General features: G+C 41.0%; 28 protein-coding genes. 19 read left to right on the top strand and 9 right to left on the bottom strand.

All coding sequences use genetic code 11. The features are described from left to right. Positions 1-41: 41 nt before the first annotated feature. The 3 genes from Q8G36_RS12510 to Q8G36_RS12500 all read left to right on the top strand — a co-directional run bounded on the left by Q8G36_RS12510 (position 42) and on the right by Q8G36_RS12500 (position 2,166). Entirely contained in the window at positions 42-827 is a 786-nt protein-coding gene (locus Q8G36_RS12510; protein ID WP_305161221.1) for an SDR family oxidoreductase, read from the top strand. 38 nt (positions 828-865) lie between these two features. Continuing rightward, positions 866-1,735 carry an NAD(P)-dependent oxidoreductase gene (locus tag Q8G36_RS12505; protein WP_305161220.1) on the top strand — a complete coding sequence of 290 codons (870 nt, stop codon included), beginning with the start codon at positions 866-868 and terminating at the stop codon, positions 1,733-1,735. Positions 1,736-1,800: 65 nt separating this feature from the next. After that, positions 1,801-2,166: a hypothetical protein gene (locus tag Q8G36_RS12500; RefSeq protein ID WP_034314117.1), complete on the top strand. Its 366-nt coding sequence runs from the start codon at positions 1,801-1,803 to the stop codon at positions 2,164-2,166. A gap of 99 nt (positions 2,167-2,265) precedes the next feature. Here the strand turns inward: Q8G36_RS12500 and Q8G36_RS12495 are convergent, their stop codons facing one another. Continuing rightward, on the bottom strand, positions 2,266-3,414 hold the full coding sequence (locus tag Q8G36_RS12495) for an aminotransferase A (protein WP_305161219.1): 1,149 nt from the start codon (positions 3,412-3,414) through the stop codon (positions 2,266-2,268). A gap of 158 nt (positions 3,415-3,572) precedes the next feature. Between Q8G36_RS12495 and corA the strand changes: the two genes are divergently transcribed. Further along, entirely contained in the window at positions 3,573-4,547 is a 975-nt protein-coding gene (corA, locus tag Q8G36_RS12490; protein ID WP_305161218.1) for a magnesium/cobalt transporter CorA, read from the top strand. A gap of 523 nt (positions 4,548-5,070) precedes the next feature. After that, positions 5,071-5,976: a chemotaxis protein gene (locus Q8G36_RS12485; protein ID WP_305161217.1), complete on the top strand. Its 906-nt coding sequence runs from the start codon at positions 5,071-5,073 to the stop codon at positions 5,974-5,976. 55 nt (positions 5,977-6,031) lie between these two features. Here the strand turns inward: Q8G36_RS12485 and Q8G36_RS12480 are convergent, their stop codons facing one another. Then, positions 6,032-6,538 carry a YkyB family protein gene (locus tag Q8G36_RS12480; RefSeq protein ID WP_063232011.1) on the bottom strand — a complete coding sequence of 169 codons (507 nt, stop codon included), beginning with the start codon at positions 6,536-6,538 and terminating at the stop codon, positions 6,032-6,034. A gap of 291 nt (positions 6,539-6,829) precedes the next feature. After that, positions 6,830-7,138, bottom strand: coding sequence for a hypothetical protein (locus Q8G36_RS12475; protein ID WP_370694082.1), 309 nt, complete (start codon positions 7,136-7,138; stop codon positions 6,830-6,832). Positions 7,139-7,300: 162 nt separating this feature from the next. Between Q8G36_RS12475 and Q8G36_RS12470 the strand changes: the two genes are divergently transcribed. Both Q8G36_RS12470 and crcB read left to right on the top strand, forming a co-directional pair. After that, positions 7,301-7,681, top strand: a complete 381-nt coding sequence (locus tag Q8G36_RS12470; protein ID WP_305161215.1) for a fluoride efflux transporter FluC — start codon at positions 7,301-7,303, stop codon at positions 7,679-7,681. Beyond that, positions 7,678-8,040 (top strand): fluoride efflux transporter CrcB, encoded by a 363-nt coding sequence (crcB, locus tag Q8G36_RS12465; protein WP_305161214.1) that lies wholly within the window; start codon positions 7,678-7,680, stop codon positions 8,038-8,040. The genes Q8G36_RS12470 and crcB overlap by 4 nt, the downstream gene beginning before the upstream one ends. 168 nt (positions 8,041-8,208) lie before the next feature. Here crcB and Q8G36_RS12460 read toward each other — a convergent pair whose 3' ends face one another. Beyond that, on the bottom strand, positions 8,209-9,072 hold the full coding sequence (locus Q8G36_RS12460; protein WP_305161213.1) for a metallophosphoesterase: 864 nt from the start codon (positions 9,070-9,072) through the stop codon (positions 8,209-8,211). Between the two features lie 163 nt (positions 9,073-9,235). Here Q8G36_RS12460 and Q8G36_RS12455 point away from each other — a divergent pair, with 163 nt between their 5' ends. The 4 genes from Q8G36_RS12455 to Q8G36_RS12440 all read left to right on the top strand — a co-directional run bounded on the left by Q8G36_RS12455 (position 9,236) and on the right by Q8G36_RS12440 (position 13,456). Next, positions 9,236-11,092, top strand: coding sequence for an SLC13 family permease (locus Q8G36_RS12455; protein WP_305161212.1), 1,857 nt, complete (start codon positions 9,236-9,238; stop codon positions 11,090-11,092). A 198-nt stretch (positions 11,093-11,290) separates the two neighbouring features. Continuing rightward, positions 11,291-12,493, top strand: coding sequence for an EAL domain-containing protein (locus Q8G36_RS12450; RefSeq protein WP_305161211.1), 1,203 nt, complete (start codon positions 11,291-11,293; stop codon positions 12,491-12,493). A gap of 74 nt (positions 12,494-12,567) precedes the next feature. Further along, complete coding sequence (locus Q8G36_RS12445; RefSeq protein WP_305161210.1) at positions 12,568-12,795, top strand: hypothetical protein; 228 nt, start codon at positions 12,568-12,570, stop codon at positions 12,793-12,795. Positions 12,796-12,976: 181 nt separating this feature from the next. Beyond that, positions 12,977-13,456, top strand: coding sequence for a DUF3993 domain-containing protein (locus Q8G36_RS12440; protein ID WP_305161209.1), 480 nt, complete (start codon positions 12,977-12,979; stop codon positions 13,454-13,456). 96 nt (positions 13,457-13,552) lie between these two features. On the opposite strand, the gene Q8G36_RS12435 is transcribed toward Q8G36_RS12440, so the two are convergent. Both Q8G36_RS12435 and Q8G36_RS12430 read right to left on the bottom strand, forming a co-directional pair. Continuing rightward, positions 13,553-13,786 carry a glutaredoxin family protein gene (locus Q8G36_RS12435; RefSeq protein WP_251427557.1) on the bottom strand — a complete coding sequence of 78 codons (234 nt, stop codon included), beginning with the start codon at positions 13,784-13,786 and terminating at the stop codon, positions 13,553-13,555. A 92-nt stretch (positions 13,787-13,878) separates the two neighbouring features. Next, on the bottom strand, positions 13,879-14,838 hold the full coding sequence (locus Q8G36_RS12430; RefSeq protein ID WP_305161208.1) for an MBL fold metallo-hydrolase: 960 nt from the start codon (positions 14,836-14,838) through the stop codon (positions 13,879-13,881). A 184-nt stretch (positions 14,839-15,022) separates the two neighbouring features. Between Q8G36_RS12430 and Q8G36_RS12425 the strand changes: the two genes are divergently transcribed. The 4 genes from Q8G36_RS12425 (at position 15,023) to Q8G36_RS12410 (ending at position 17,722) form a co-directional block, all read left to right on the top strand. Further along, positions 15,023-15,262, top strand: a complete 240-nt coding sequence (locus Q8G36_RS12425) for a YkuJ family protein (RefSeq protein WP_034314086.1) — start codon at positions 15,023-15,025, stop codon at positions 15,260-15,262. 119 nt (positions 15,263-15,381) lie between these two features. Beyond that, on the top strand, positions 15,382-15,528 hold the full coding sequence (locus tag Q8G36_RS12420; protein ID WP_089362373.1) for a hypothetical protein: 147 nt from the start codon (positions 15,382-15,384) through the stop codon (positions 15,526-15,528). A gap of 120 nt (positions 15,529-15,648) precedes the next feature. Continuing rightward, entirely contained in the window at positions 15,649-16,089 is a 441-nt protein-coding gene (gene cbpB / locus Q8G36_RS12415; RefSeq protein WP_063232001.1) for a cyclic-di-AMP-binding protein CbpB, read from the top strand. Positions 16,090-16,216: 127 nt separating this feature from the next. Next, positions 16,217-17,722, top strand: a complete 1,506-nt coding sequence (locus Q8G36_RS12410; protein ID WP_305161207.1) for an MDR family MFS transporter — start codon at positions 16,217-16,219, stop codon at positions 17,720-17,722. An 18-nt stretch (positions 17,723-17,740) separates the two neighbouring features. Here the strand turns inward: Q8G36_RS12410 and Q8G36_RS12405 are convergent, their stop codons facing one another. Together Q8G36_RS12405 and Q8G36_RS12400 are read right to left on the bottom strand one after the other, a co-directional pair. Continuing rightward, complete coding sequence (locus Q8G36_RS12405) at positions 17,741-17,953, bottom strand: hypothetical protein (RefSeq protein WP_305275065.1); 213 nt, start codon at positions 17,951-17,953, stop codon at positions 17,741-17,743. Positions 17,954-18,160: 207 nt separating this feature from the next. After that, positions 18,161-18,376 carry a hypothetical protein gene (locus Q8G36_RS12400; RefSeq protein ID WP_305161205.1) on the bottom strand — a complete coding sequence of 72 codons (216 nt, stop codon included), beginning with the start codon at positions 18,374-18,376 and terminating at the stop codon, positions 18,161-18,163. 113 nt (positions 18,377-18,489) lie between these two features. Between Q8G36_RS12400 and Q8G36_RS12395 the strand changes: the two genes are divergently transcribed. The 4 genes from Q8G36_RS12395 (at position 18,490) to Q8G36_RS12380 (ending at position 22,131) form a co-directional block, all read left to right on the top strand. Further along, positions 18,490-19,374, top strand: coding sequence for a LysR family transcriptional regulator (locus Q8G36_RS12395; protein ID WP_063231999.1), 885 nt, complete (start codon positions 18,490-18,492; stop codon positions 19,372-19,374). 124 nt (positions 19,375-19,498) lie between these two features. After that, positions 19,499-20,209, top strand: a complete 711-nt coding sequence (gene dapD / locus Q8G36_RS12390; protein ID WP_305161204.1) for a 2,3,4,5-tetrahydropyridine-2,6-dicarboxylate N-acetyltransferase — start codon at positions 19,499-19,501, stop codon at positions 20,207-20,209. A gap of 70 nt (positions 20,210-20,279) precedes the next feature. Then, positions 20,280-21,410, top strand: coding sequence for an N-acetyldiaminopimelate deacetylase (locus tag Q8G36_RS12385; protein ID WP_305161203.1), 1,131 nt, complete (start codon positions 20,280-20,282; stop codon positions 21,408-21,410). Between the two features lie 61 nt (positions 21,411-21,471). Beyond that, positions 21,472-22,131, top strand: a complete 660-nt coding sequence (locus Q8G36_RS12380) for a potassium channel family protein (protein WP_305161202.1) — start codon at positions 21,472-21,474, stop codon at positions 22,129-22,131. Between the two features lie 753 nt (positions 22,132-22,884). Here the strand turns inward: Q8G36_RS12380 and rnjA are convergent. After that, positions 22,885-24,555 carry a ribonuclease J1 gene (gene rnjA / locus Q8G36_RS12370; protein WP_034314071.1) on the bottom strand — a complete coding sequence of 557 codons (1,671 nt, stop codon included), beginning with the start codon at positions 24,553-24,555 and terminating at the stop codon, positions 22,885-22,887.

Here is a 24,555-nt window from a genome sequence, read left to right as displayed (position 1 = left end):
AATGGAAATATAATGTTAAGAAAATGGAGGTTAGATATTGTATGGAATTACATTTGGAAAAGAAAAATGCCTTGATTTTAGCTTCTAGTCAGGGTTTGGGGAAGGCTATGGCAGCTGAATTGGTTAAGGAAGGGGCAAATGTCATGCTAGCCAGCCGTGATGGAGAAAAGCTTTCCGCCGTACAAAGGGAATTATCGCAGCTTGGTACGGGTAAAGTTTCTTATATGGTAACGGATATTACCAAAGCTGAGGATATTAAAAGCCTGGTTGGGCAAACTGCTGAAGAATTCGGCGGTATCGATATTCTCATTAATAACGCCGGAGGTCCTCCAGGGGGTTCATTTGCAGATTTCAATGATGAAGAATGGCAACAATCTTTCGAACTTAATTTACTAAGCTTCATAAGGACGATCCGTGAGAGCTTGCCACATTTAAAAAAACAGGGCGGGAAAATCGTTAATATTGCTTCTTCATCCATTAAGGAACCGATTCCAGGACTGATATTATCGAATACATTCCGGACGGCAATCGTTGGATTGTCAAAGACGTTAGCTTCGGAATTAGCACCAGACCGGATTTTGATCAATACAGTCGGACCAGGAAGAATCTCAACGGACCGCGTTCAGCACCTTGATAAAATGAATGCAGAGAAACAAGGCGTCACTCCTGAGGAGATGACTGAACAATCCATAAACAAAATCCCTCTTGGCCGTTATGGGGAACCCGAGGAATTTGCAAAGTTCGTTACTTTCCTTGTTTCAGGTGCTAATACATATTTAACGGGCCAGTCCTATTTAGTTGACGGAGGAATGATAAAGTCCATTTAAGGTTTTTTTAAACAAAATGATTGGGAGGAATCTGCAGTATGCAATCGAACAAAGTGATCGGCTTCATAGGCTTAGGAGTTATGGGGAAAAGCATGGCCGCAAATCTACTTAAGGCGGGGTTTGAGGTATTTGTTTATACAAGGACGAAAGATAAGGCAAGTGAACTGCTCTCACAGGGTGCGAAGTGGGCATCTGCACCAAAGGAAATTACGCAGAAAGCTAATGTGATCATTTCCATGGTGGGGTACCCTAGTGATGTGGAAGAAATCTATCTTGGGGAAAATGGGCTTATCGAGAACGGGAAACTAGGAACCTATTTAATCGATATGACGACCTCCACTCCATCTTTGGCAGTGAAAATAGCAGAGGAAGCCAAGAAAAGGGGTATGGAATCATTGGATGCACCGGTTTCCGGAGGAGATATTGGTGCTCGAGATGCGAAGCTTACGATCATGGTCGGCGGGTCCAGTGAGGCATTTGAAGCGGTCCGGCCCATTTTTGATATCATTGGCAGCAATGTTGTCCATCAAGGGCCGGCTGGCTCAGGACAGCATACGAAAATGTGCAATCAAATCGCCATTGCATCTAATATGATAGGAGTGACTGAAGCGATTTCCTATGCCAAAAAGGCGGGGTTGGATCCGGACCGGGTTTTAAGGAGCATATCATCGGGTTCTGCCGGAAGCTGGTCACTGTCCAATCTTGTGCCGAGGATGGTTGAAGGGGATTTTGAACCTGGTTTTTATATCAAGCATTTTATCAAGGATATGAAGATTGCACTTGATGAAGCGGAAAAAATGGGAATGGACGCTCCTGGATTAAGCCTGAGTAAATCCCTATATGAGGGTCTGGCAGAAGCTGGCGAGGAAAATAGCGGTACACAGGCATTATATAAACATTATAATTAAGTGCTAGCATTTCTTTATCATGAATAAGCTGATAGCGACAGCCTTTATAAAAAGGAGTGAAAGCTATGGGCGAATTCGATGATATCAATATGAAATTCCAGGAATTAGAAGATGGTCGATATATTGTAAGGATTGAAGGCTTTAAACGAGAAAAAACCATTCATCAAACAAAGCCCATTCGTTGGGATCTGAAATTAATGAATGAAAGTCCGCTGATCTTGCCGGTGAAATTCAGTCATATCGAAACGAATGCCGGTTTTCAGATCCTGATGCGCGAATTGAAGAGTTTAGGTTTTTCAAAGCCGCGCTCCGCAAAGGAATTTGAAGAAGTGATGGCTGATTTACTTGGGTCCATCGTTGAAGTGAGCCTTACCACGACAAATAAGGAAGAAGGATATCGGGAAATTCGTTTTTTACGGAGATTGTATTAGTTGTCTGGCTTGGTGAAAAACCTTCGATAGCCTGACATCTTTGAAAATAGGAAAGTGGCCTTCAATTGTTCATTCAATCGAAGGCCACTTTTTTTTCGGTTACTTTATAGTTAAAAAAGCTTCAATACGGTCCAAAGCCTTTTCCAGGGTTTCCATGGAATAGGCATAAGATATCCTGAAGTACCCTTCACCAAGGGGAGAGAAGGCATCTCCAGGGACCACTGCCACTTTTTCCTGTTGAACAAGCTTAAGGCAAAAATCAAGGGAAGAGGCATAGCCTTCAGGCAGCTTTATAAAGAAGTAAAAGGCACCATTTGGTTTGACTATTTCCAGTTTCATCGCTTGTAAGCGACTGTATACGTATTCCCGTCTCCGTGCATACTCAGTCTTCATGGGGATGGCATCATCCCTGCCCGCTGTCAATGCTGCCAAGGCAGCTCTCTGCGATATGGAGGCGGCACAGGTCACATTGTATTGGTGAACCTTCAGGATATGCTGAGAGATGGCTGCAGGCGCAAACAGAAGGCCGATCCTCCACCCGGTCATGGAATGGGACTTGGACAATCCGTTCAGGACGATGGTTTGTTCTTTTAAGAAAGTGGCAATCGAAACATGTTCCTGATCGAATACCAGTTCACTGTATATCTCATCAGCCAATATGAAGATGTCCTTGCCCCTTACAAGTTCGGCAATGTCCAATAATTCTTCGGCAGATAGTGTAACCCCGGTCGGATTCGAAGGATAGGGCAGAACGATGCACCGAGTATGTTCAGTCATGTACTTTTCAATTATATCTGCAGTCAAACGAAATCCATTTTTTGTTGTATCGGCATAAACAGGTGTTGCACCGCACATCTTAATGATGGGTTCGTACCCTGGATATACCGGACCAGGTAATATTACTTCGTTCCCTGGGATGAGGATCGTCCGAAAGGTAATGTCTATGCCTTCGCTGGCACCAGAGGTCACTAGTACTTCATTCGCCGGATCATAGCTAAGCTTGTATTTATCCTTTACATATTTTGAAGCGGCTTCCCTTAATTCCAGATAACCGGCATTGTGAGTATAAACGGTATAGTCATTATCGATGGCTTGTTTTGCTGCTTCTTTAATATGCATTGGAGTTGGAAAGTCAGGCTGTCCTATCGTTAAGGAAATGGTGCCTTCGATATCTGCGACCATATTGTAGAATTTACGGATTCCTGATATTTGAACGTCTTTTACTAGAGGGTTTATTAAATGTTCCATCTATGAATATCCTCCCTTTTCTAACTACATGAATTATGTACTATGTTTGACTCATTCATTCTATTTTATCATTTAGTATGGATGGGGGAGAAAACTTTTTGAGATTAATGAATTAAAGGTATAATGAATGATAAGAAAATTTTGAGGGTTGATTACATATGATAAGGACTTGCGCAATTACTTCTAATCAAGAAATCAGTTTTGGTTTACCGCTAACGGAAATGAATAATCCGGATATCGAGTGGTACTGGGTGGATTTTTCCAACCCCACAAACAAGGAAATCGAACTATTATCCAATCATTTTCACTTTCATCCGCTGGCAATTGAAGACTGCCTGGATGATTTTAACCAACGTCCCAAAATGGATTTTTATGAGGGCTACCAATTTCTTGTGATTCATGCTCTAAGGGAGAAGGTATTTAAAGCAGTGGAATTGGATATGTTTGTTGGTGAAAAATGGATAGTCAGTTTTCATAAGGAAGATATGCTTGAACTGGAAAAGGTATGGGAAGAAATTGCTGGTAATAAAATGTTGAAGCAAAGTCCCTTTTTCTTGATGCATAGGATAATTGACAGAATCGTCGATGAATTTTTCCCACCTGTTTATAAAATTGAAAGCGAATTGGGCAGCATTGAGGAAAATACTGAAAATGACACGATTAACGAATTGATGGATCAGCTTTTCGATTTACGTACAGATATGTCCAGGCTCCGCCGGACCATATTGCCAATGCGTGATTTATTATACAGAATGATTTCATCAGAGCGTCTGAATTACTTGAAAGATCAGCACCTTTATTTTAATGATGTGTACGATCATCTTCTTAAATTGACTGAAATGCTTGAATCCTATCGAGATTTTTCGTCCGATATCCGTGATAGTTATTTGTCTGTGAACTCTAATAATATGAATTCAACGATGATGACATTGACTGTCATCACTACCATTTTCATGCCGCTGACCTTCATAGTGGGCGTATATGGGATGAATTTTGAATATATGCCGGAATTAAATTGGCATTATGGCTATTTCCTCATTCTTGGAATGATGGGCGGAATTGCCTTGATGATGTTTTTATTCTTTGTTAAAAAAGGTTGGCTCAATCCAAAGAAAAGGTCGCGAAAGAGATGAAAAGACCCAACTGACCTTGCTATTCTAAGTTTCAGTTGAGAAATTGGGGAGTATGCTGGATTTTGTTTCCGCGGCGAGAATATCATCGCTGGGGTAATTTTTTATGATTATTTTTGAGTGGAGCGACAACTTATAAGCTTTATTTGATATACTTTGCTGCTTTCCTCTAAATGCGAATAGGGTTTGGAAGGGCTGCAGGGCGTTATATTGCGACCATGCTTATCCATGTCGATTATATCATGGAGGGGTTATATCCAAGAGACGGGCCTTACGATCGATATGGTGGCCGGAATGGCAGTGGTGAAAAATGAGCTTGGAAAAAAGAGGGACTCTGATGGGTCCCTTTTAGTTTGGCTTTAATAAATAATCACTTCTTGATTCTTTTTTTATCTGCGCTCTAAACAAAAGAAATATTCAGCCGAATTATTAGGTATGAGTTCATTGATAAAACCATGATATTTTTCCTAGCGGTTAAATGATTTTTGGAATTATGAAATGAAAAAGTAGAAGGGCGAGATGCAAAATGGAAGCAAATAAAGGGATATTACTGGAAAGTGGAACGAATGAGCTTGAGATAGTGGAATTCGGTCTCGGAAAGAATAAATTCGGCATTAACGTAATTAAGGTGAAGGAAATCATTAATCCTGTCCCCATCACGCTTGTCCCTCATACCCATCCAAATGTGGAGGGGATCATTGAGCTTCGCGGAGAAGTCCTGCCAGTTGTGAATGTGGCGGATGCTTTAGGATTTCCGCCATCTGAAACTCCTGAGCAGGATAAATTCATAGTGGCTGAATTCAATCAGCAAAAAGTGGTTTTCCATGTCCATACGGTAACACAGATCCACCGTATTTCCTGGTCCCAAATCGAAAAGCCTTCGGATATGTATCAAGGCCTTGAAAGTCAGATTATTGGAGTAATAAAATTAAATAGTGAAATGTTACTGTTACTCGATTTTGAAAAAATAGTGGTCGAAATCAATCCAGAATCAGGAATAAACATCCAACAGGTTAAAAAGCTTGGTATCCGGCAAAATTCAGACAAGAAAATCCTGATTGCAGAAGATTCTCCATTACTGAGAAAGCTGCTGTTTGATACATTGTCAGAAGCTGGATTCAAGTACTTGGAGTTTTATGAAAATGGACTTGATGCATTTAATTATCTGGAGAATTTAATTGAATCAGGAAAAGTGGTTGAAGATGAAGTGCAACTGGTGATTACCGATATTGAGATGCCTCAAATGGATGGACATCATTTGACCAGAAAAATAAAGGGAAACGGGGAACTCTCTGGATTGCCGGTCATTATTTTCTCTTCTTTGATTACTGACAGCCTGCGTCATAAAGGTCAAGTCGTTGGGGCTGACGCACAAATCAGCAAGCCTGAAATTGCAGAGCTTATAAAGTTGATGGACAGATTGGTATTATGAATGTAAAAACGGGCCGATGAGGCGTTACCTCACGGCCCGTTTGGTTTATCGATGATTAATACTTGGAACCTTTTCCTAAAAAGGAGGATGGAAATGGATTGTGAAAAGGTTGCTTGACCGACCCACGCCCGTGAGCCCTTTTCTCGGTGTTGGTAGGGTTCGGTTGTTTTTCACCTGCTTGTCCAACGTAAGATTGCAGGATCTGTTTTGCCTTGGATAATGACAACGCTGCTTTAGGGTTCCGTATGGAGGCTGCCCGGCTGCCGAGGTGGGGTAGTTTTTTCAAATCTTCCTTAGTGGGAGGTAAATGAAAAACATATGATCCGCATTCGACAATGACGTCGGATTGTTGTGCTGCAAAGCGAGGGTTATCAGAGAAATGAAGTCCAATCTTCTTCGCTTTTCCTTCTTGCATAAGCTTGCTTAATGCGAGCCGTTTTAAATTATATAAATTCTTGGGCTCCAATGCAGTCTTTGCATGTTTATTGACAATAAACACGGCTTGGGCAAGGGAGTTTATCGAAAACTCATCCCTTTCAGAATGTCCTTTCGTTTGGTTCATTAGTGGAAACTCCTTTTCTTAATAAGGTTAGAAGGACGTTATAAACAGACTTCCTTCAGTAAAAACCTGTTTTTATATATTGGTTGAAATAGAGACGTGTGTGCAACTAGGCAGAAAATAGTGAAAAAATAATGCATGTACATCTCTAGGGTATGACCATCATTTCCCAACACTTTACCATCTATTCATTTTCATATTATACCACTTCAAAATATATAGGGAAGTAAAATTCAATCGGAAGCCTTTTGGTCCAAGAAAAAGAAGGCGTTTATGTCGCCTTCTGTCCAACCCTTATTGAGTGTAGATATTGATATTTTCAGATACCCCAGCCTGTGCGCCGAATTGTTGCTGGTAACCCTGAAAGCCTTGATAAGCAGGGTACGCTGGATAAGCAGGGTAAGGAGGGTAAGCGGGCGGGTATGGAGGAGGATATGGAGGATAGACAGGTGGACGGTTATTGAATAGCAACGGTCCAATTGCCAATCCTGCAACAAAAGCTACAGGCGCCAATAGCGGAAAGAAAGGAAAGAAGCGCTCGTCATTCCAATATTCAGGTCCATATTCATTCCCATATGCATTTCTGTAATCGTTCTGTAGCATTATGGTCTGCGGAAAGTGGTAGTAAGGAAAATACTGTGTTTGCATAATTAGCCTCCTTTTCTCAAATTCTTTACATAGTATGGATTTTTTTAAGAAAAGAGCCTGTTCCATCTTAATCTGTTATAATGAATCTACTTATGAGAAAAATTGGGGGGGACCTTAATGGATCGGTTTAAAAGCATTTTTGCAGTCGGTTTTGGAGGAGCGGCTGGAGCGATATTGCGTTATTCCGTAATCTTGACTGCTGGCCATTCCTTCTTCCCGTTTGGAACCCTCTTAATAAATATAGTAGGCAGCTTTTTGCTTGGAATGATCAATGGCTATTTCGCCTCGAAAAAGAAATCGCTTGTTTTCTTAGCGCTGGGCAGCGGGTTTTGCGGCGGTTTCACCACGATGTCCACATTTTCCCAAGAAGTGGTGAATCTACTGCAGACTTCTCTGCCATTGGCGGGACTGTATCTTGGTGCCACGCTTTTTTTTGGTTTGGTCGCTGGTTTCCTCGGACTGGGCCTTTTTAATAGACGGAGAGGTGAGTCCCTTTGATTGAGGTTCTTTCAGTTTTTATAGGAGGCTTTTTTGGAGCGGCCTCTAGATATGTCTTGCAGATTATTTTTAATAGTCTATTGCCAGCCTTCCCGATGCCCATTAGCATTTTACTGATTAACCTTATAGGTTCCTTTGGGCTGGGAATGGCGTTGCCACAGAAAGAAACCTGGGCTTTATCTTTGCAGGTTTTTCTGACAATAGGTTTCCTTGGTGCTTTTACGACCTTTTCAACATTCAGTATGGAAACACTTGAACTTATTAGAAAACACCGTTATATAGATAGCCTTATCTATATAACGGTGTCTGTTTTTGGGTGTATCGGAACTTTCCTTTGTGGCTATTTAAGTATGATATAACCTTTATGGCAACTACCATTGGCACTGGTAAAAAAAACCTGGTTTTCTCAGATATACTTCTAATGCTATAATTCATAGGAGTCCATTACATGATTTATTGCAACAAGTTGTTTTAGTCGCACAGGTTTTGTTAAAAGTCTGGCGGTTTTCCCCTGTATTCTTTTCCTATCATTTTTCGGATTGGAATTCGTAAACAGTTAACTCCGGACGTGAAAGAAAACGATATGGGAGACGGGTAGTGCCAAGCCCTCTATTAACATGTAACGTTAAAGAATCGATTTCATACGTGCCCTCCCGGTACTTTTCAGCGTATGGGGGAGTTACAAGGGCACCGGCAAAGGGGATTTGTACTTGACCTCCATGACTGTGACCGCTTATTTGATACTGGATGTCGTAGGTCCTTGATGTGTCGGCAAGGTCAGGGGCATGCGAAAGCATAATGGTGAACACTTCTTCCGGGATGCCAGAAAGTGCTTTTTCAAAATCAGGTTTCCCAAGCATGGCATCATCAACCCCGGCAATGACTATTTCTTCAGCCGTTAATAAGGTAATCTTAGTTGAGGTATTTTGCAACATGGTAAAATGGGATTTTTCCATGATATCGCTGTAAATTTCTGAGCCATATCCCCCATGATCATGGTTACCGTAGATGCTGAATTTTCCAAGTGGCGCTTTGAGCTGATTCAAAACGAGATGGATTTTCTGGTGAGCCTTGTATTTATTAGGCTGGTCCATCAAATCTCCGGTAAATAAAATAACATCAGGGTCCAGTTGGTTTATCTTATTGACAATTACTTGTAAATCATTAAGCTGAAATTGAAAGCCTAAATGCGTATCACTGAATTGGACCATTTTCATGCCATGAAAACCTTTTGGGATAAGCGGGTGGCTGATGATTTTATGCTTAATTTCTAACCATTTCGGCTCCAAATTATGGGCATAATAGCTTCCGCCAATACCTAAACCGGTTAAGGTAGCCAATGTACCAAGACTTTTCTTTAAAAATGTTCTTCTGGATATGGGTTTATTCAAATTAATCAACCTATCTAATATAAAAATGTTACTTCCTCATACTAACAAACAATATACATAAAATGAAGAAAATATCTTCTATAAGCATATGAAAAACATGTAAACTGGGGTTTGATGAAACCGTATCCGGTTTGAAATTGAACATCTATACGGAGGTAACATGATGACCGAACCAATGTTTATTACACTGATTATACTTCTATGCGCGATTGCGCTTTTTATACAAGGGAAATTTCGAGCAGATTTAATTGCACTTAGTGCACTATCTATTCTGGGTTTACTGGGGATTCTTACATTGGATGAACTAGTGGCCGGGTTTGCGAATCAAGTGGTCATCATGCTGGCAGGGCTATTTATAGTCGGTGCTGGCCTGTTAAATACAGGAATCGTGGAAAAGGCAGGAAATAAACTGTTGGGTTTATGTGGGGGCAGTGAATGGAAATCGCTGCTTATCGTCATGCTGACAGCAGGGATATTAAGTGCATTTTTAAGCGGAACAGGAATTGTTTCCATACTGCTTCCGCTCGTTATGAGCATGGCCTTACAACAAAAAACAAGTCCGACAAGGTATTTATTGCCACTTGCCTATGCAAGCAGTATTGGAGGGCTATTAACACTGACAGGTACTCCCTCCAATATGATCGTTGCTGATGTATTACGGCAAAACGGAATAGGGACTTTAGAATTTTTTGACTTTACACCAGTGGGCTTAATCGCCTTTGCAGCAGGGGTATTCTTCATGTTGACACTCGGACGCCTGTTGCTTCCTGAGAAGACCATTGCCGCGAACAATAGTGTCAAGGGACTGTCGGCAGGGGAGCTTGCCGGCATGTACAAAGTATATGACCGATTGCATTATCTGCATATACCCGCTACTTCCGATATTGTTGGAGAAAGGCTGTCGGACCTCCAGCTTCCTATCCAGTATGAATTGACTTTGATTGAAATCCAGCGGAAGCCAAAGGATAAGCAATTGCCGCTGTTGCAAAGACAACTGACGATTTCAGCCAGGGCGGATGAGGTTCTTCATCCTGAAGATATCATTTTGGTGTTTGGAGAAGAAGAAGCAGTTGAGAGATTGGCACTTAACTATGAACTGGAGTTTAAACATTTCAATACCGAACAAATAAAGAAACATTTTCTTAGCAGTAGATTTGGATTGACAGAAATATTGATCGTCCCGAACTCGGATTATGAAAACCAAACCTTGATAGATGTGCATTTTCGTGAGAAATACCAATGTAATGTGCTGGCAATCAATCGGAATGGCGAATATATTCAAGCGGATGTCGGAACGGAACGTCTGAAACCGGGGGATGCAATCCTGATACATGGAGAATGGGAGAACATTGAGAGGATTTCCTCGGATTTACAGGATGTCATCGTTATTGGGAGTACATCGGAAGATGGCTCTCCGGTCAACTCCAAGGGCAAAGCATGGATTGCCTTGGGAATCACTGCATTGATGGTTATTCTTTTATCGATGGAGTCCATCCCTGCTGTACTATCGGTATTGACGGCCGCATTGTTGATGGTGATCACTGGCTGTGTCCGTTCGATGGAGGATGCTTACCAAAAGATTAACTGGGAACCTGTTCTTTTGATTGCGGCCATGTTCGGAATAACGGCAGCATTGGATAATACGGGTGGAGTGAGAATGATAAGTGATTGGCTGGCCGTTTTATTCAGCAATATCGGGGCACACGGGATATTAGCGGTCTTTTACCTCCTGACACTGATCCTGAGCCAATTCATCCCGTATGGAGCCGCGACGGTAATCATGACGCCCATTGCCCTGACATCTGCGGTGAATCAAGGAATCGATCCTCTTCCTGTGTTTCTATGCCTTGCCGTTGCTGGCAGTTTGGCGTTATCCACTCCAAGGGTTGCCACTACCAACGCGCTTGTCATGACGGCGGGTGATTACAAGCATAAAGATTTTATCATGATCGGGATATCCATACAGATATTCATTGGCGTTATCATGGTGATCACGATACCATGGTTCTTCCCTTTTTAATAAGACATAAGGCATTGTCCATCTATGGACAATGCCTTTTCAATGTGTTTCTTATCAAATGGATAGGATGAATGGGGAAGTTTAAGGTTCTGAAAAAAGAGTTATGCAGTAGGAATAAAAATTATTTATTATCAATGCAAGAAACTAATGGTATAATTTTGGCATATTGTGTTTTCGTAATTAGGGGGAAGATGCATCATGGATACAGAAAAGATATTAAAGAATTTAGACAGGGTGACACCATTCTTTCAACCGATTTTCAGTGCAGATCAACATCAGGTAATCGGGTATGAAATTCTAGGGCGCTATGAGGAACAATCTGAATATAAAAGTCTTGGTCCTTTTTTTCACGATTCTGCAGTACCGGAAGAGTACAGGGTGGAAGTGGATAATTACGTACTTGAAATTGCCTTGGAAAGAATAAAAGACTATGGTGAAGATTTTCTTATCTTTATCAACAGAGATCCTAATTTGCTTATGCTGGATCATGGCGAAGAATTCATGGAGATTTTACATCGTCATTTTCAACCAGAGGAAATGCACCGGATCGTGCTGGAATTATCAGACACGATCAGTCCGGAAAACTTAGATCCTTTGCAGCATGTGCTTGCTTACTTTAAAACATATGGGATTAAGATAGCTTTAGATCATTTAGGACAAGATACGCAATTGGACCGAATCGCACAGATTTCTCCGAATATTTTAAAAGTTAACCTGGACCAGCTTCGCATTTCAGGTGGAGATGCCTATCAGGTCATCCTGTTTTCTCTAAGCATGCTTGCACGAAAAATCGGCGCCAATTTGCTATTTGAGAACATTGAGTCCGAATACCAGCTTCGCTTTGCATGGAAGAATGGAGGACGATATTACCAAGGGTATTTTTTGGCGAAACCGGAAGGCGAATTCATTAATAAAGATTTACTTCGTGAAAAATTCCATCAAGAATGTCAGTCCTTCATTTCTTTAGAGACCAAGAAGCTTGAAGCCGTTTATCAAAAGACTTTGCAATTCAACGAGAATATGCAAAACTTCTTAAAGCAGCAAAAGCGGGGTTCCCATGAAGAATTTCTTGGAGTTTTGGCGAAAAAAATGGATTCCATATGTTTTCGGCTTTATATTTGTGATGAAGAGGGGTATCAAAAATCCCCCAATATCCTCCATAAGGACGGGCAATGGTTAGTCCAACCCAGTTATATGAATAAAAATTGGAGCTGGAGACCTTATTTCCTCGAAAATATCGTAAAGATGCGTAACGAGAAAAAAGGAAGACTATCCGATTTATACAGTGATATCGAAACGGGGGAAACCATTCGGACCTTTTCATATCCACTGAATAATAAGGAATACATTTTCTGTGATCTTTCTTATAGTTATTTATATGAAAATGAAGCACTATTATAAAAAACGATTCATGAATATAATCGCTTTAAATGTGTAACGATAAGCAGAAATGATGCGCTTGGAGGAGACATATTTTGAGCACGTACATCTGGATTCTAATCATAATCGTTACAGTCATGGCGTTATATCTGCTCTTTTATACTTATTCTGTAGCAAGGGCACAGAAAGTGAAAGTCAGATATGATTCGACTATCGATGATTCAGTCAAAGAACACCCTTATTTAAAGAACCCGATATTCGTTTCTCTTTTTGTTGGAACGATTTTGGTTGCCGGTTTTATTTTTTACTATGCTTTTCGATAATTGTGAGAAGAAGATTTCAATATCATGAAATCTTCTTTTTTATTGTGAAGAATGGGCAATGGTATCAATGTCTTACGGAGAATGTGATTTTGTAGTTTGGCTTTGATTTGGACGGGTATTGAAAGACATAGGCAAAAATCCGAATCATTAGGAGAAATTCTATAACGAGGAGATGATTGTAATGAGTAAATATTTAGTTGCATGTCTTGCCAGTGTCCTTTTATTTTTAAGTGGAGGGTACACTGCTTCAGCGGAGGGCTTACATAGAGAGGAGGTACTATCTTTAGTACAGGATGCCATGGAGAATCAAGGTTCGATCAGTGAGGAAGTAGGTACTAAGGAAGCGATTGAAGGGAAGTTGGATAAACATTTCACAGGTGATTTCATCGAGAAGTTTGTCCAAGCTAATGTAGTGAAAGTCGATGGCGGTTATACCGCATTTGGATCCGATTTTGCTCCGTATTATATCCCTTTCTTCAGTTACGACAAGAATACGGAAATTGTATATGGGAAAAACGGTGATGTCATTTATGTTCAGGAGGAATTCCAGGACACTGGGGACGGACCTGTATCGATGGAAAAACATGTTGAGTCAGTTACTTTGAAAAAGGAAAATGACGTATGGAAGGTAATGGACGTTAAGTATAAAAGGGAAAAATGAAATAAGGAATTTTAAAGAAAAGTCCTTCAAAGTTAAAAAATATGGGGGCTGAATGAAAAAGTCTAGAGAAGGTTACAGCCTTCTCTAGACTTTTTGTTATATATTCAGTTCTCTCTTTATTTCGTCCAATTCAAAACCAATAATGGCTTTGCCGTCGATGACGACCGTTGGTGTGGAATAGGCGCCATATTTATTAGTTAGTTCTTTACGTGCATGTCCATCTGCTTTAATATCTTTTTCTTTGTATACGACATTATTATCATCAAAGAACATTTTCATGATTTTGCAGGGAGGGCAATCAGGTTGGGTATAGAGCGTTACGTCTTTCATTTCATTCCTCCATGTATGCTTTAGGTAAGGTTTACTTTTTCATTATAGAGAATGCCAAGACATTTGAATAGGGATAGACCTTAAGGATCGTTCTACCGATCTTTTTCCTGTTTTACCAGATAGTCGATCAATCCCATGGAACAAACGTTCAGGTCCATGGGAATGATATCAAAAACAGGATGATCAGCGCTGATTCCCTTTTCGCCTAAATGAACAGCGACCTCCGTGAAAATATTTTTACTGGTCGCTGCCACTTGTTCCTCAAAGCTAGCATATTCCCTATATGCCGATTTGGCAGTCTCCACAAATATAGGAAGCCAGTAATGAAGTTGTTTATATACTTCCTTAGGATTTTCCGATACCCCGTAATGTCCAAAATATATACGTTCGACGCCGATGCTTTCATACAATTCCGCTGCAGCAAGCATCGCATCGGGATTAAATTGGTTTGGCGATGTGGACGGTAAGTAAAATTCCAAACCTTCTTCATCGAGTTCACGATAATAGATGCCTACGGTGTCACCTGAAAAAATCCCTTTTGAAACCGAATCGTAAATGCTTAAATGATGGTTTGCGTGTCCTGGTGTGTCATAAAAGGTCAACATGGAATTTTCACTTGTTTTTAGGGATTCCCTATCATGTTTAGTTAACATTCTTTCAAATGGAATAGGTAATATCGGATCGAAAAGCTCGTTGAATTCTTCACCATAGACTGCTTTAGCCCCAGCGATCAAACGTGTTGGATCTTCTAGATGCCGTGCACCTTTTGGGTGGACGATCACTTTGGCATTCGGACAATGCTGTAAAAAAAGTCCAGCTCCACCTGCATGGTCCAAATGAATATGGGTAAGAATGATAGATGTAATATCTTCGAGGGCGATTCCCAAATGTTCGAGCCCCTTGATTAAGTGGGGGATGGAAGGGCTGGCGGAAGTTTCGACTAAGGTGATGTCTTCATCGGCAATTACATATGTTCCTGTACGATTTCTTCTATCCAAATCAAACCCATCAATCAATGAAATGCGATAACCAAGCTCACTAATGTTTTGCAACAGAATCTACCCCCCAGAAAATTTTTCATGTACAAAATCCATTCCTTATTTTATTCTGTTAATAGTGCCATGTAAAGAATGAAGTTTTAAATTATTCTGAATTTATTTCAGCGTGGCTACTGGATAGAAAAGTATGGTATAGTGAAACCTATCGAAAAGGTTTTATTCAGAAAGGAGAGGGAGTATGTCTCAATTACAGGGCATCCTTACCAGATTGAAAAGTCTTCAAGAGCAAGCGAAGGAATCTGAATCTGCTCAACGTTTTTTTGAAATAGATGGTGTGAAAAAGTGCCAGGTTACATATTTCAGCAAAACAGAAATGTTCGAGCTTGAAGTATACAGTGATAAAGGGAAATCATCAAAATATCAATTCGATAATATTGATATGATTACCATTGAAATCTTTGATCTTCTTCAATCTTAAAAAATCACAAAAAGCCGCCTTCCTTTGGAAGCGGCTTTTTTATTGTGAATGAAGCCGTTCAATTTTTACTTGAATGAAGTAGTGATTTTTACGACATCTTATTAATTGGAGGGATGTAAATGAAAAATCCAATGGTAATATGCCCGGTATGCGGAGAGGAAAGGGAAATGGAAAATGTATTAACGGCACAATCCAACCAAAATGTGATTTATCAATGCCCGGAATGCGGTTTTAAACAGGTTAACATCAAAACTAGTAAGGGCTAAGGGTCTCTTGCGAATCCCAGCGTTTGGGATTTTATTGGTCTAGGAATGAGCCTTTTCTGCTTACATATGTTAAACTATATAAAGAGCTGTTTATAAAAACATATGGTAAGGGGTTTTAACATGATCGGTACTCATGATGGGGATTTATTGGAATCCAGCGTTAAAGACTTAATGATTTCTTCTGAACGCGTGGCCCACGTGCAGGTAACCAATAATTTAGAACATGCACTATTGGTATTAACAAAGAGCGGTTATACGGCCATTCCTGTGTTAGATCCGATGTATAAACTGCATGGTTTAATTAGCACACCAGTCATTCTGGATTCAATCTTGGGACTGGAACGAATTGAATTTGATAATCTTGAGAATAAAAAAGTTTCCGAAATAATGAATATAGAAATACCTCGCCTGCATATTGAAGATACATTGACCAAGGGTGTGGAATTGTTGATTGATCATCCGTTTGTCTGTGTAGAGAATGACGAACATGTATTTGAGGGTATCTTAACAAGAAGGGCAATCTTGAAAAAAGTATTTAAACAAAATACACCTGATAAATAAGTAAGGCTTAAAATGATGGTTAACCTCAAGACTCGCCAGTTGGCGAGTTTTCTTGTTTTTACCTATTTGATCCAGTTAGTGGCAATGTCTATAAACAGTTAGGGTCTATTAGGGGAGGATGCGGAAATTGGGCCAAGCAGTGGATAGTGCAAAAGTGCAGAATAAAAAATTGAAACGTCCCTTCATATTAGCTACCATCATGCTGGCTATGTTTATGAATGCTATTGAAGGAACGATCGTTTCGACGGCAATGCCAGCCATTGTAAGTGATTTAGGTGGTTTTTCACTTTACAGCTGGGTGTTTTCAGGCTATTTGTTAATGAACGCCGTAACAGTCTTGATATATGGAAAGCTATCGGATATTCTCGGGAGAAAACCTGTCTTATTATTTGGAATCGTTGTCTTTTTAATTGGCTCCCTTCTTTGCGGCTTTGCCAATTCTATGACGGAACTCATCATTTATCGCTTTGTACAAGGTTTTGGGGCGGGGGCTGTAGCTCCTGTAGCTTCGACAATTGTTGGTGATATCTATAAAAATGAAGAGAGGGCACGCGTTCAAGGGTATCTATCGAGCGTTTGGGGCATTTCAGCGGTCCTGGGGCCCGCTTTGGGCGGCTTGCTCGTTGAATCCCTGACTTGGAAGCTGGTCTTCTGGGTCAATGTTCCACTGGGCTTGCTATCTTTTATTGGGATTTGGTTTTTCCTTCATGAAAATATCGAAAAGAAAAAACGTGATATCGATTACCTAGGTGCAACGCTATTGACATTATCCATATCCACTCTTATGGTGATACTCGTAGAAGGAGGAGTGAAATGGTCATGGGCTTCGGCTCCGGTCATATCCTTGGCATTAGTGGCCATCATCACCTTTATCTTATTCATTCTTCAGGAAAAGAAAGCAGCAGAACCGATGATGCCATTTGAAATCTGGCAGGAGCGTTCCATTCTGATTGCGAACCTCGTATCCCTGACGACAGGGGTGATGATGATTGGATTATCAAGTTTCCTCCCCACATTCGTTCAGGGCGTAATGGAGCGCTCGCCTACGGTAGCTGGTTTTACATTGACAGCCATGTCAATTGGCTGGCCGATCGCATCAATGGTCTCAGGCAGGTTATTGATGAAAATAGGATTCAAATCAACCTCCCTCCTTGGAGGGTGCTCATTGATTCTTGGGAGTTTGATCTTAGTATGGATGAAGCCGGAAGCTGGGCCCCTCATTGCTGCCACGGGATCCTTCTTTGTCGGTGTAGGCATGGGCTTGACTTCTACCTCATTCATTGTCGTCATTCAAAAAACCGTCAGCTGGGAACGAAGGGGTATTGCGACAGCCTCCAATATGTTCATGCGTAATTTAGGAAATACTGTAGGTGCTGCATTACTTGGAGGAATCATGAATATGAGACTTCAAGCCTATTTGAGCGAACATGCGCCAGCCGGCTCGGGTGTGACGATTGATACGGCAAATAAACTGTTGAACAGTGAAGAACGCATGTCGCTTCCTGAAAATGTGGTAAAGGTTTTACAGGAAGGACTTACATTGTCTTTACAGACGATTTATCTCATCGTTCTAGTCTTCTCTGTCATCAGCTTCCTGTTACTCACGAGACTGAGAAAGAATAAGAAAGCATAGGAAAAAAAGGCAGACTTTTTAAATGGAGTTTGCCTTTGCGTTTAAGGAAACGCGACTCTGATGACCAATTGAATCAATAATGCGATCGTGACCGACACGCTGTGATCCGATAAGGGAACCGATTGTGTAATAAATGGCAATACCCCATGCCATGCTACCGGCAATGAAATAGGTAATGAATGCAGATTGAAGGTAGGTGGCACCATTTCTTAAAAAGGTATACATGAGCATGGTTGCCTGTCCAGGTCGTAACATTCCGGGATGGATAAATTCTTTTGGGAGATGCCAATCCGTTTCATCGGAAGGTTTCGGTTTTTTTTATGAAATTCATGATCAAAGCGACAGTCAAAAGACAGATGGCCAATAGATTCATTGCCTTCTCAGAGAATGAATTAGCAAGCAGCCCGCCACATAAGCCGCCGAAAAGGGAAAATGGGATTAACTGGAGGGCATCCTTTTTAGCTGTTTTTTCTTGAATAAAATATAAAAGCTAGAAAAAGAAGATTGGGAAATTTGACTGAACCAATAACCTGGTGATGAATGGGTAAACCTATCAGATAGAAGGGAAGGCATGCCGATAAGACCGCCGCTCCCAGCCAATGTGCCCGACAAAGGATGCTGCAAAACTATGACAAGCAATAAAATGATCGTCAAAGGACATTCACTCCGTTTCTTTTCTCTTGTATTATAAGCCGACTTTGTTGATAATAAAATTTAAACAAATTAAATCATCATGATAAGAATTAATTATCAAGAGGTTGGTGTGTATGTCATTTTCAGAATTCCATTTATTATCCGTGCTTGCTCAGGAGATGAATATGAGAAAAGCAGCTGAGCGGTTGTTCGTTTCCCAGCCGGCTTTATCACAGCGTTTACAATCAATAGAAAAGGATTGGGGATCGAAACTGTTTCTGCGTTCACAAAAAGGGCTGTCACTGACTCCTGCAGGTGAAGCGGTAATCCGTTTGGCCAATGAGGTTATAGAAAAAGAAGAAAAGGTCAGGGAAAGTATTCAAGCTATGGACCATGAAGTATATGGCACATTGAAAATAGCCTGTGCCTCGATTGTCGGTCAAAATTGGCTGCCGCAAGTATTGAAAAAGTTCGTTCAAAAATATCCGTATGCCAAAATTTCCTTAATCACTGGCTGGAGCAGTGAGATTCTAAAGTCTTTGTATGAAGGACAAGTGCATATTGGCATCATAAGGGGAGCCCCGGATTGGAAAGGGGTAAAACAGCATTTATTTACGGATATGCTTTATTTGGTGGATACTGAAATGAAGGAGCTGAATCAAGTGTTCGAAACGGACCGGCCATTCATTCAGTTTAAAAGCGATTCGAATTATTATCAGGAAATTCAGGACTGGTGGCATCGGCAATTTAAAACGACACCAAAAAACACCATAGTCGTGGATCAAATCGAAACATGCAAACAAATGGTATTTAATGGTATAGGATATGCGATCCTGCCAGCCATAACTTTACATGATAAAGATACTAATGTTTTTAAAATCCCTCTACTGGATGGGCATAATCACTCAATCGAACGAGATACATGGCTTTGCGGCTATGAATCTGCCTTCCAGTTAAAGCAAGTCCAGGCATTCACGGAAGTGGTGAAAGAGCATATTCGGGACCAAGGAATGTTATAGGTCCGTTGACGAAAATGTCAATAGGGGAGAATAATATATAAGAGTGACATTCAACTTGTCTTGCCGGCAGTTGTCTGGTAAATTTAAAACGAGTAATGATACATATTTAGGAGGTTTACCCGGAATGAATAAAATGGATGCAAACGAAATTATTTCTTTTATCTCGAATAGTAAAAAATCTACACCTGTAAAAGTATATGTCAAAGGCGATTTAGAAGGCATGGATTTTGGTCCAGCTTCTAAAACTTTCATAACAGGAAATACAGGTGTTGTATTCGGTGAGTGGTCTGAAGTCGAAGAAGCAATCAAGGCAGCAGGAACAAAAATCGAGGATTTTGTAGTTGAAAATGATCGCCGTAACTCTGCCATTCCTTTGTTGGACCTAAAAGGCATCAAAGCACGTATCGAGCCTGGCGCAATAATCCGTGACCAAGTATCCATTGGAGACAACGCAGTCATCATGATGGGTGCATCAATCAATATTGGTTCTGTCATCGGTGAAGGCACAATGATCGACATGAACGCAATACTGGGCGGACGTGCAACAGTGGGCAAAAACTGTCACGTAGGTGCAGGTGCCGTTTTAGCAGGTGTCATCGAGCCGCCTTCCGCACAACCGGTCATTTTGGAAGATGATGTTTTAATCGGAGCTAATGCGGTCGTACTGGAAGGTGTGAAAATCGGTCAAGGTTCAGTTGTGGCGGCTGGTGCAGTTGTAACGAAAGACGTTCCTCCTTACTCCGTGGCTGCTGGTATCCCGGCGAGGGTCATTAAACAAATTGACGAAAAAACAAAATCAAAAACAGAAATCATGCAAGAACTTCGTCAACTTTAATTTTCTTTAGTGAATATTGCCTGAAGCGTGGATAAATATATCCACGCTTTCTGTATAGGGAGGAAATAATGTGAAAAAAAATCCTTTTGCCGAGATCCGGCGTGATTTGCATCAAATACCGGAGATAGGATTCAAAGAATTCAAGACGCAGCAATACCTACTGAATTACATAACGAATCTGGACCAGGAGCGAATGGAAATAGAAACTTGGCGGACTGGGATATTCGTTAAAGTGAAGGGGCTGAACCCGCGAAAAACAATTGGCTACCGGGCTGATATTGACGGTCTGCCGATAAAAGAGGAAACGGGATTGCCTTTCGCATCCAACCACGAGGAATATATGCATGCCTGCGGTCATGATTTTCATATGAGCATAGGTTTAGGATTATTGACATATTTCACCGAAAATCCGATCGATGATGACTTGCTATTCATCTTCCAGCCTGCAGAAGAGGGTCCTGGCGGAGCTGAACCAATGCTTAAATCGGAAACCATGAAAAAATGGAAGCCGGATATGATTCTTGCTTTACATATTGCTCCAGAGTATCCAGTTGGGACGATTGCCGTTAAAGAAGGGCTTCTATTTGCCAATACATCTGAATTATTCATCGATTTAAGGGGGAAAGGAGGGCATGCAGCCTATCCGCACGAAACAAATGACATGGTCATTGCGGCCTGCTCGCTTGTAGGGCAGCTTCAAACAATCGTTTCCAGGAATGTCAATCCACTTGATTCAGCTGTCATTACAGTTGGGAAGATTACTGGTGGCACCGTTCAAAATATTATTGCGGAGACAGCGCGGTTAGAAGGTACAATACGCACCCTTAACCCCGAATCGATGGTAAAGGTCAAGTCAAGAATAAAAGCGCTTGTGGATGGTATACAAGTGGGATATGAGTGCATGGCTGAAATCGACTATGGCGCGATGTATCATCAGGTGTATAATGAAGAACGGTTGACCAGGGAATTCATGGAATTTACAGAGAAGTCAACTGCTGTACATTTGCATAAATGTACTGAAGCAATGACTGGTGAAGACTTTGGTTATATGTTAAAGGAGATTCCAGGATTCATGTTCTGGTTGGGGGTTTCATCGGAATACGGATTGCACCACGCTAAGTTAAGTCCGGATGAAAAAGCGATTGAACTCGCGATTAATCACTTAACGGAATATATAACGTTTAAGGGAAGGGAAGCGTAAAAATGCTTTTCAGTACAGAACATGCTCTAAAGAGAGAACGAATGACGTTGGAGGGCTTATTGTGAAAAAAGAATTTGCGGTGATTGGACTTGGCCGTTTTGGCGGCAGCATAGTCAAGACATTAGCTGAAGAAGGATTAGGGGTTCTGGCTATCGATGCTGACGAAGATCGAGTGAATGAATTTGCCAGAATAGCTTCACATGCCGTAGTAGGGGATACGACAGATGAAAATGTACTGAGAAACATAGGAATTCGTAATTTTGATCATGTCATCGTAGCGATTGGCGAGAATATTCAAGCTAGTATATTGACGACTCTCATGCTTAAGGAATTGGGTGTCGGAAATGTTACGGTTAAAGCGCAAAATGATTATCATGAGAAGGTTCTTCGTAAGATCGGGGCCGACTTTGTCGTGCACCCCGAACGAGATATGGGGAGAAGGATTGCCCATAATATCGTCTCCAATAATATTCTCGATTATTTGGAGCTTTCTGATGAACACTCCATCGTCGAAATTGTTGCAAGCCAAAAGATGAATGGAAACTCGATATTTGACCTTGATATCCGTGCTCACTATGGGCTGAATATTGTCGCGATCAAAAGAGGGAACGACATAAATGTCTCCCCGCAGGCGAGCGATTTAATTCATAAAGGTGATATATTGATCGTCATCGGCGCGGATTCGGACATCAATCGCTTTGAAAAGAAAATTGTGGAATAAGTAAGCGTCCTGCTAAAATCGAGCAGCGCTTTTATCAAAGGAAAACAAAAAGGTTTCGGAATGGTCTCATTCCGAAACCTTTTTGTTTTTTAATTGGATTTGAAGTAGTTATAGAGAATAGCTTGCATCGACAATTTTTTAATTCCCTTAAGTAGTCCTTCGAAAACCATTCTTTTCTTTTACTTCTGTGAGTACACGCAATATTGTTTCTTTGCGTTTCGCATATATAGATTTTACATCTACATAATGACACAAATGATCTTTACTTTCTGTACACTGTGATAAAAGTGAACAAGTCGCACAAATGGGTTAGGATGATTTGTACTCTCTATTTTGATTTATTTCTTCTTGAAGGCGTACTTGATAGGCTTGTGTTTCCGGAACTGGCTTTCCACAGTGTGGAATCAACAAATACATGCTTCTTATCAGTTTACTTTCGGAAGCTTTCCATTAAGATGCGATAGAAAATCTATTCAAGCATCCTTATCACCTCAAGTTTTAATACTTTTTTAAAAAACAAAAAAGACTGTAGGCAAAAGGAGTTCTATCTAACTGTTAAAACAAAGTTGATTGGAATGGGTGTTCGGAGACTCCTGCGGGAGTACGCGTCCAAGGGAGAACCTACAGGCGCTAAGGCGCCGAGGAGGCTCCCGGACCGCCCGCGGAAAGCGAGTGCCTGGGGTGGAATTCAACGTTCGAGATTTACAAACCTAAACAAAGAAGCCCAGCCATCAATGGCTGGGCTTCTATTATTTATTGGACTTCCATGATGATCGGTAGGATCATTGGACGGCGTTTAGTTTTTTCATATAGGAATGGAGATAAAGTGTCTGTAATTTCATTTTTTATTTCAGACCATTGTGTAGTTTTACGATCCATCACCTTATTTAAATGCTTAGTTATCAAGGATTGAGCATCGCTGATAAGGTCTCCTGATTCTCTCATATAAACAAATCCGCGTGAGATGATGTCAGGACCGGATGCAATTTTGAATTCCTTCATATTGATGCTGACAACGACAACGACAAGGCCTTCCTCGGAAAGAATCCGACGATCACGGAGAACGATATTACCGATATCCCCGATGCCGCTTCCATCGATATAAACCGAACCTGAAGGGATTTTACCAGCGATTTGTGCTGTGTTTTCACTTAAGGAAAGAACTTCACCATTATCCATGATAAAGCAATTTTCTTCCGGAACACCGCAATCGACTGCATGGCGGGCATGTAGTTTTTGCATACGGTATTCACCATGGATTGGCATGAAGAATTTTGGTTTTATCAAACGGAGCATTAGCTTTTGTTCCTGCTGTCCGCCATGTCCCGATGTATGAATGTCATTCAAAGGACCTGAAATGACGTCTGCTCCTGCACGATATAATTGATTGATCGTTCTGGAAACACTGATTGTGTTACCAGGGATAGGTGAAGATGAAAATACGACAGTATCACCAGGAATGATTTGAATTTGACGGTGAGTACCATTCGCTATGCGCGACAGGGCTGCCATTGGTTCACCTTGGCTGCCTGTACAAAGGATGGTTACTTTATTCGCAGGCATACGATTCAATTGCTGTACATCAATAAATGTATCTTTAGGCGCTACGATATAACCAAGATCTTGTCCAATTGATATGGCTGAATCCATGCTTCGGCCAAAAACGGCTATTTTACGGCCGTTAGCCACGGCTGCTTCCACAACTTGCTGAAGGCGATGGATGTTCGATGCAAACGTTGCAAAAATAATCCGGCCGTCAACCTTACGGAAAATGTCTTGAATGGTATCGCCGACACGGCTTTCGGACATAGTAAAGTTCTGAACTTCACTATTTGTGCTATCCGAGAGTAAGCACAATACACCTTCTTTACCGATTTCAGCCATCTTGGTCAGGTTTGCAGGCTCGCCCACTGGTGTAAAGTCGAATTTAAAATCACCAGTATGGACAATTTGTCCAGGTGGTGTTTTTACAACGATTCCATAAGAGTCAGGGATACTGTGAGTTGTACGGAAGAAAGAGACGGACGTTTTCCGGAACTTGATCACTTCATCTTCACTGATTTCAATCATGGTTGTCTGACGTAATAGGCCGTGTTCTTCCAATTTGTTACGAAGCAGTCCAAGTGCCAGCTTCCCGCCGTATACAGGGACATTCACTTTTCTAAGTAAATAAGGAATCCCGCCAATGTGGTCCTCATGGCCGTGGGTAATGAAAACACCTTTAATTTTATCTACATTTTTCTCTAAATAGCTGTAATCTGGAATCACATAGTCAATACCGAGAAGTTCATCTTCAGGAAATTTAATTCCAGCATCAATGATGATGATTTCATCTTGAAACTGAACAGCATATGTGTTCTTACCGATTTCGCCTAAACCGCCCAGGGCGAATACAGCTGTTTGATCGTTTTTTACAAATTTCAT

Source organism: Peribacillus frigoritolerans, from assembly GCF_030676415.1.
Taxonomy (GTDB): Bacteria; Bacillota; Bacilli; order Bacillales; family DSM-1321; genus Peribacillus; species Peribacillus frigoritolerans_A.
The sequence above is the reverse complement of the archived record's forward strand: the minus strand, read 5'-3'. Positions and strand labels throughout refer to the sequence as shown.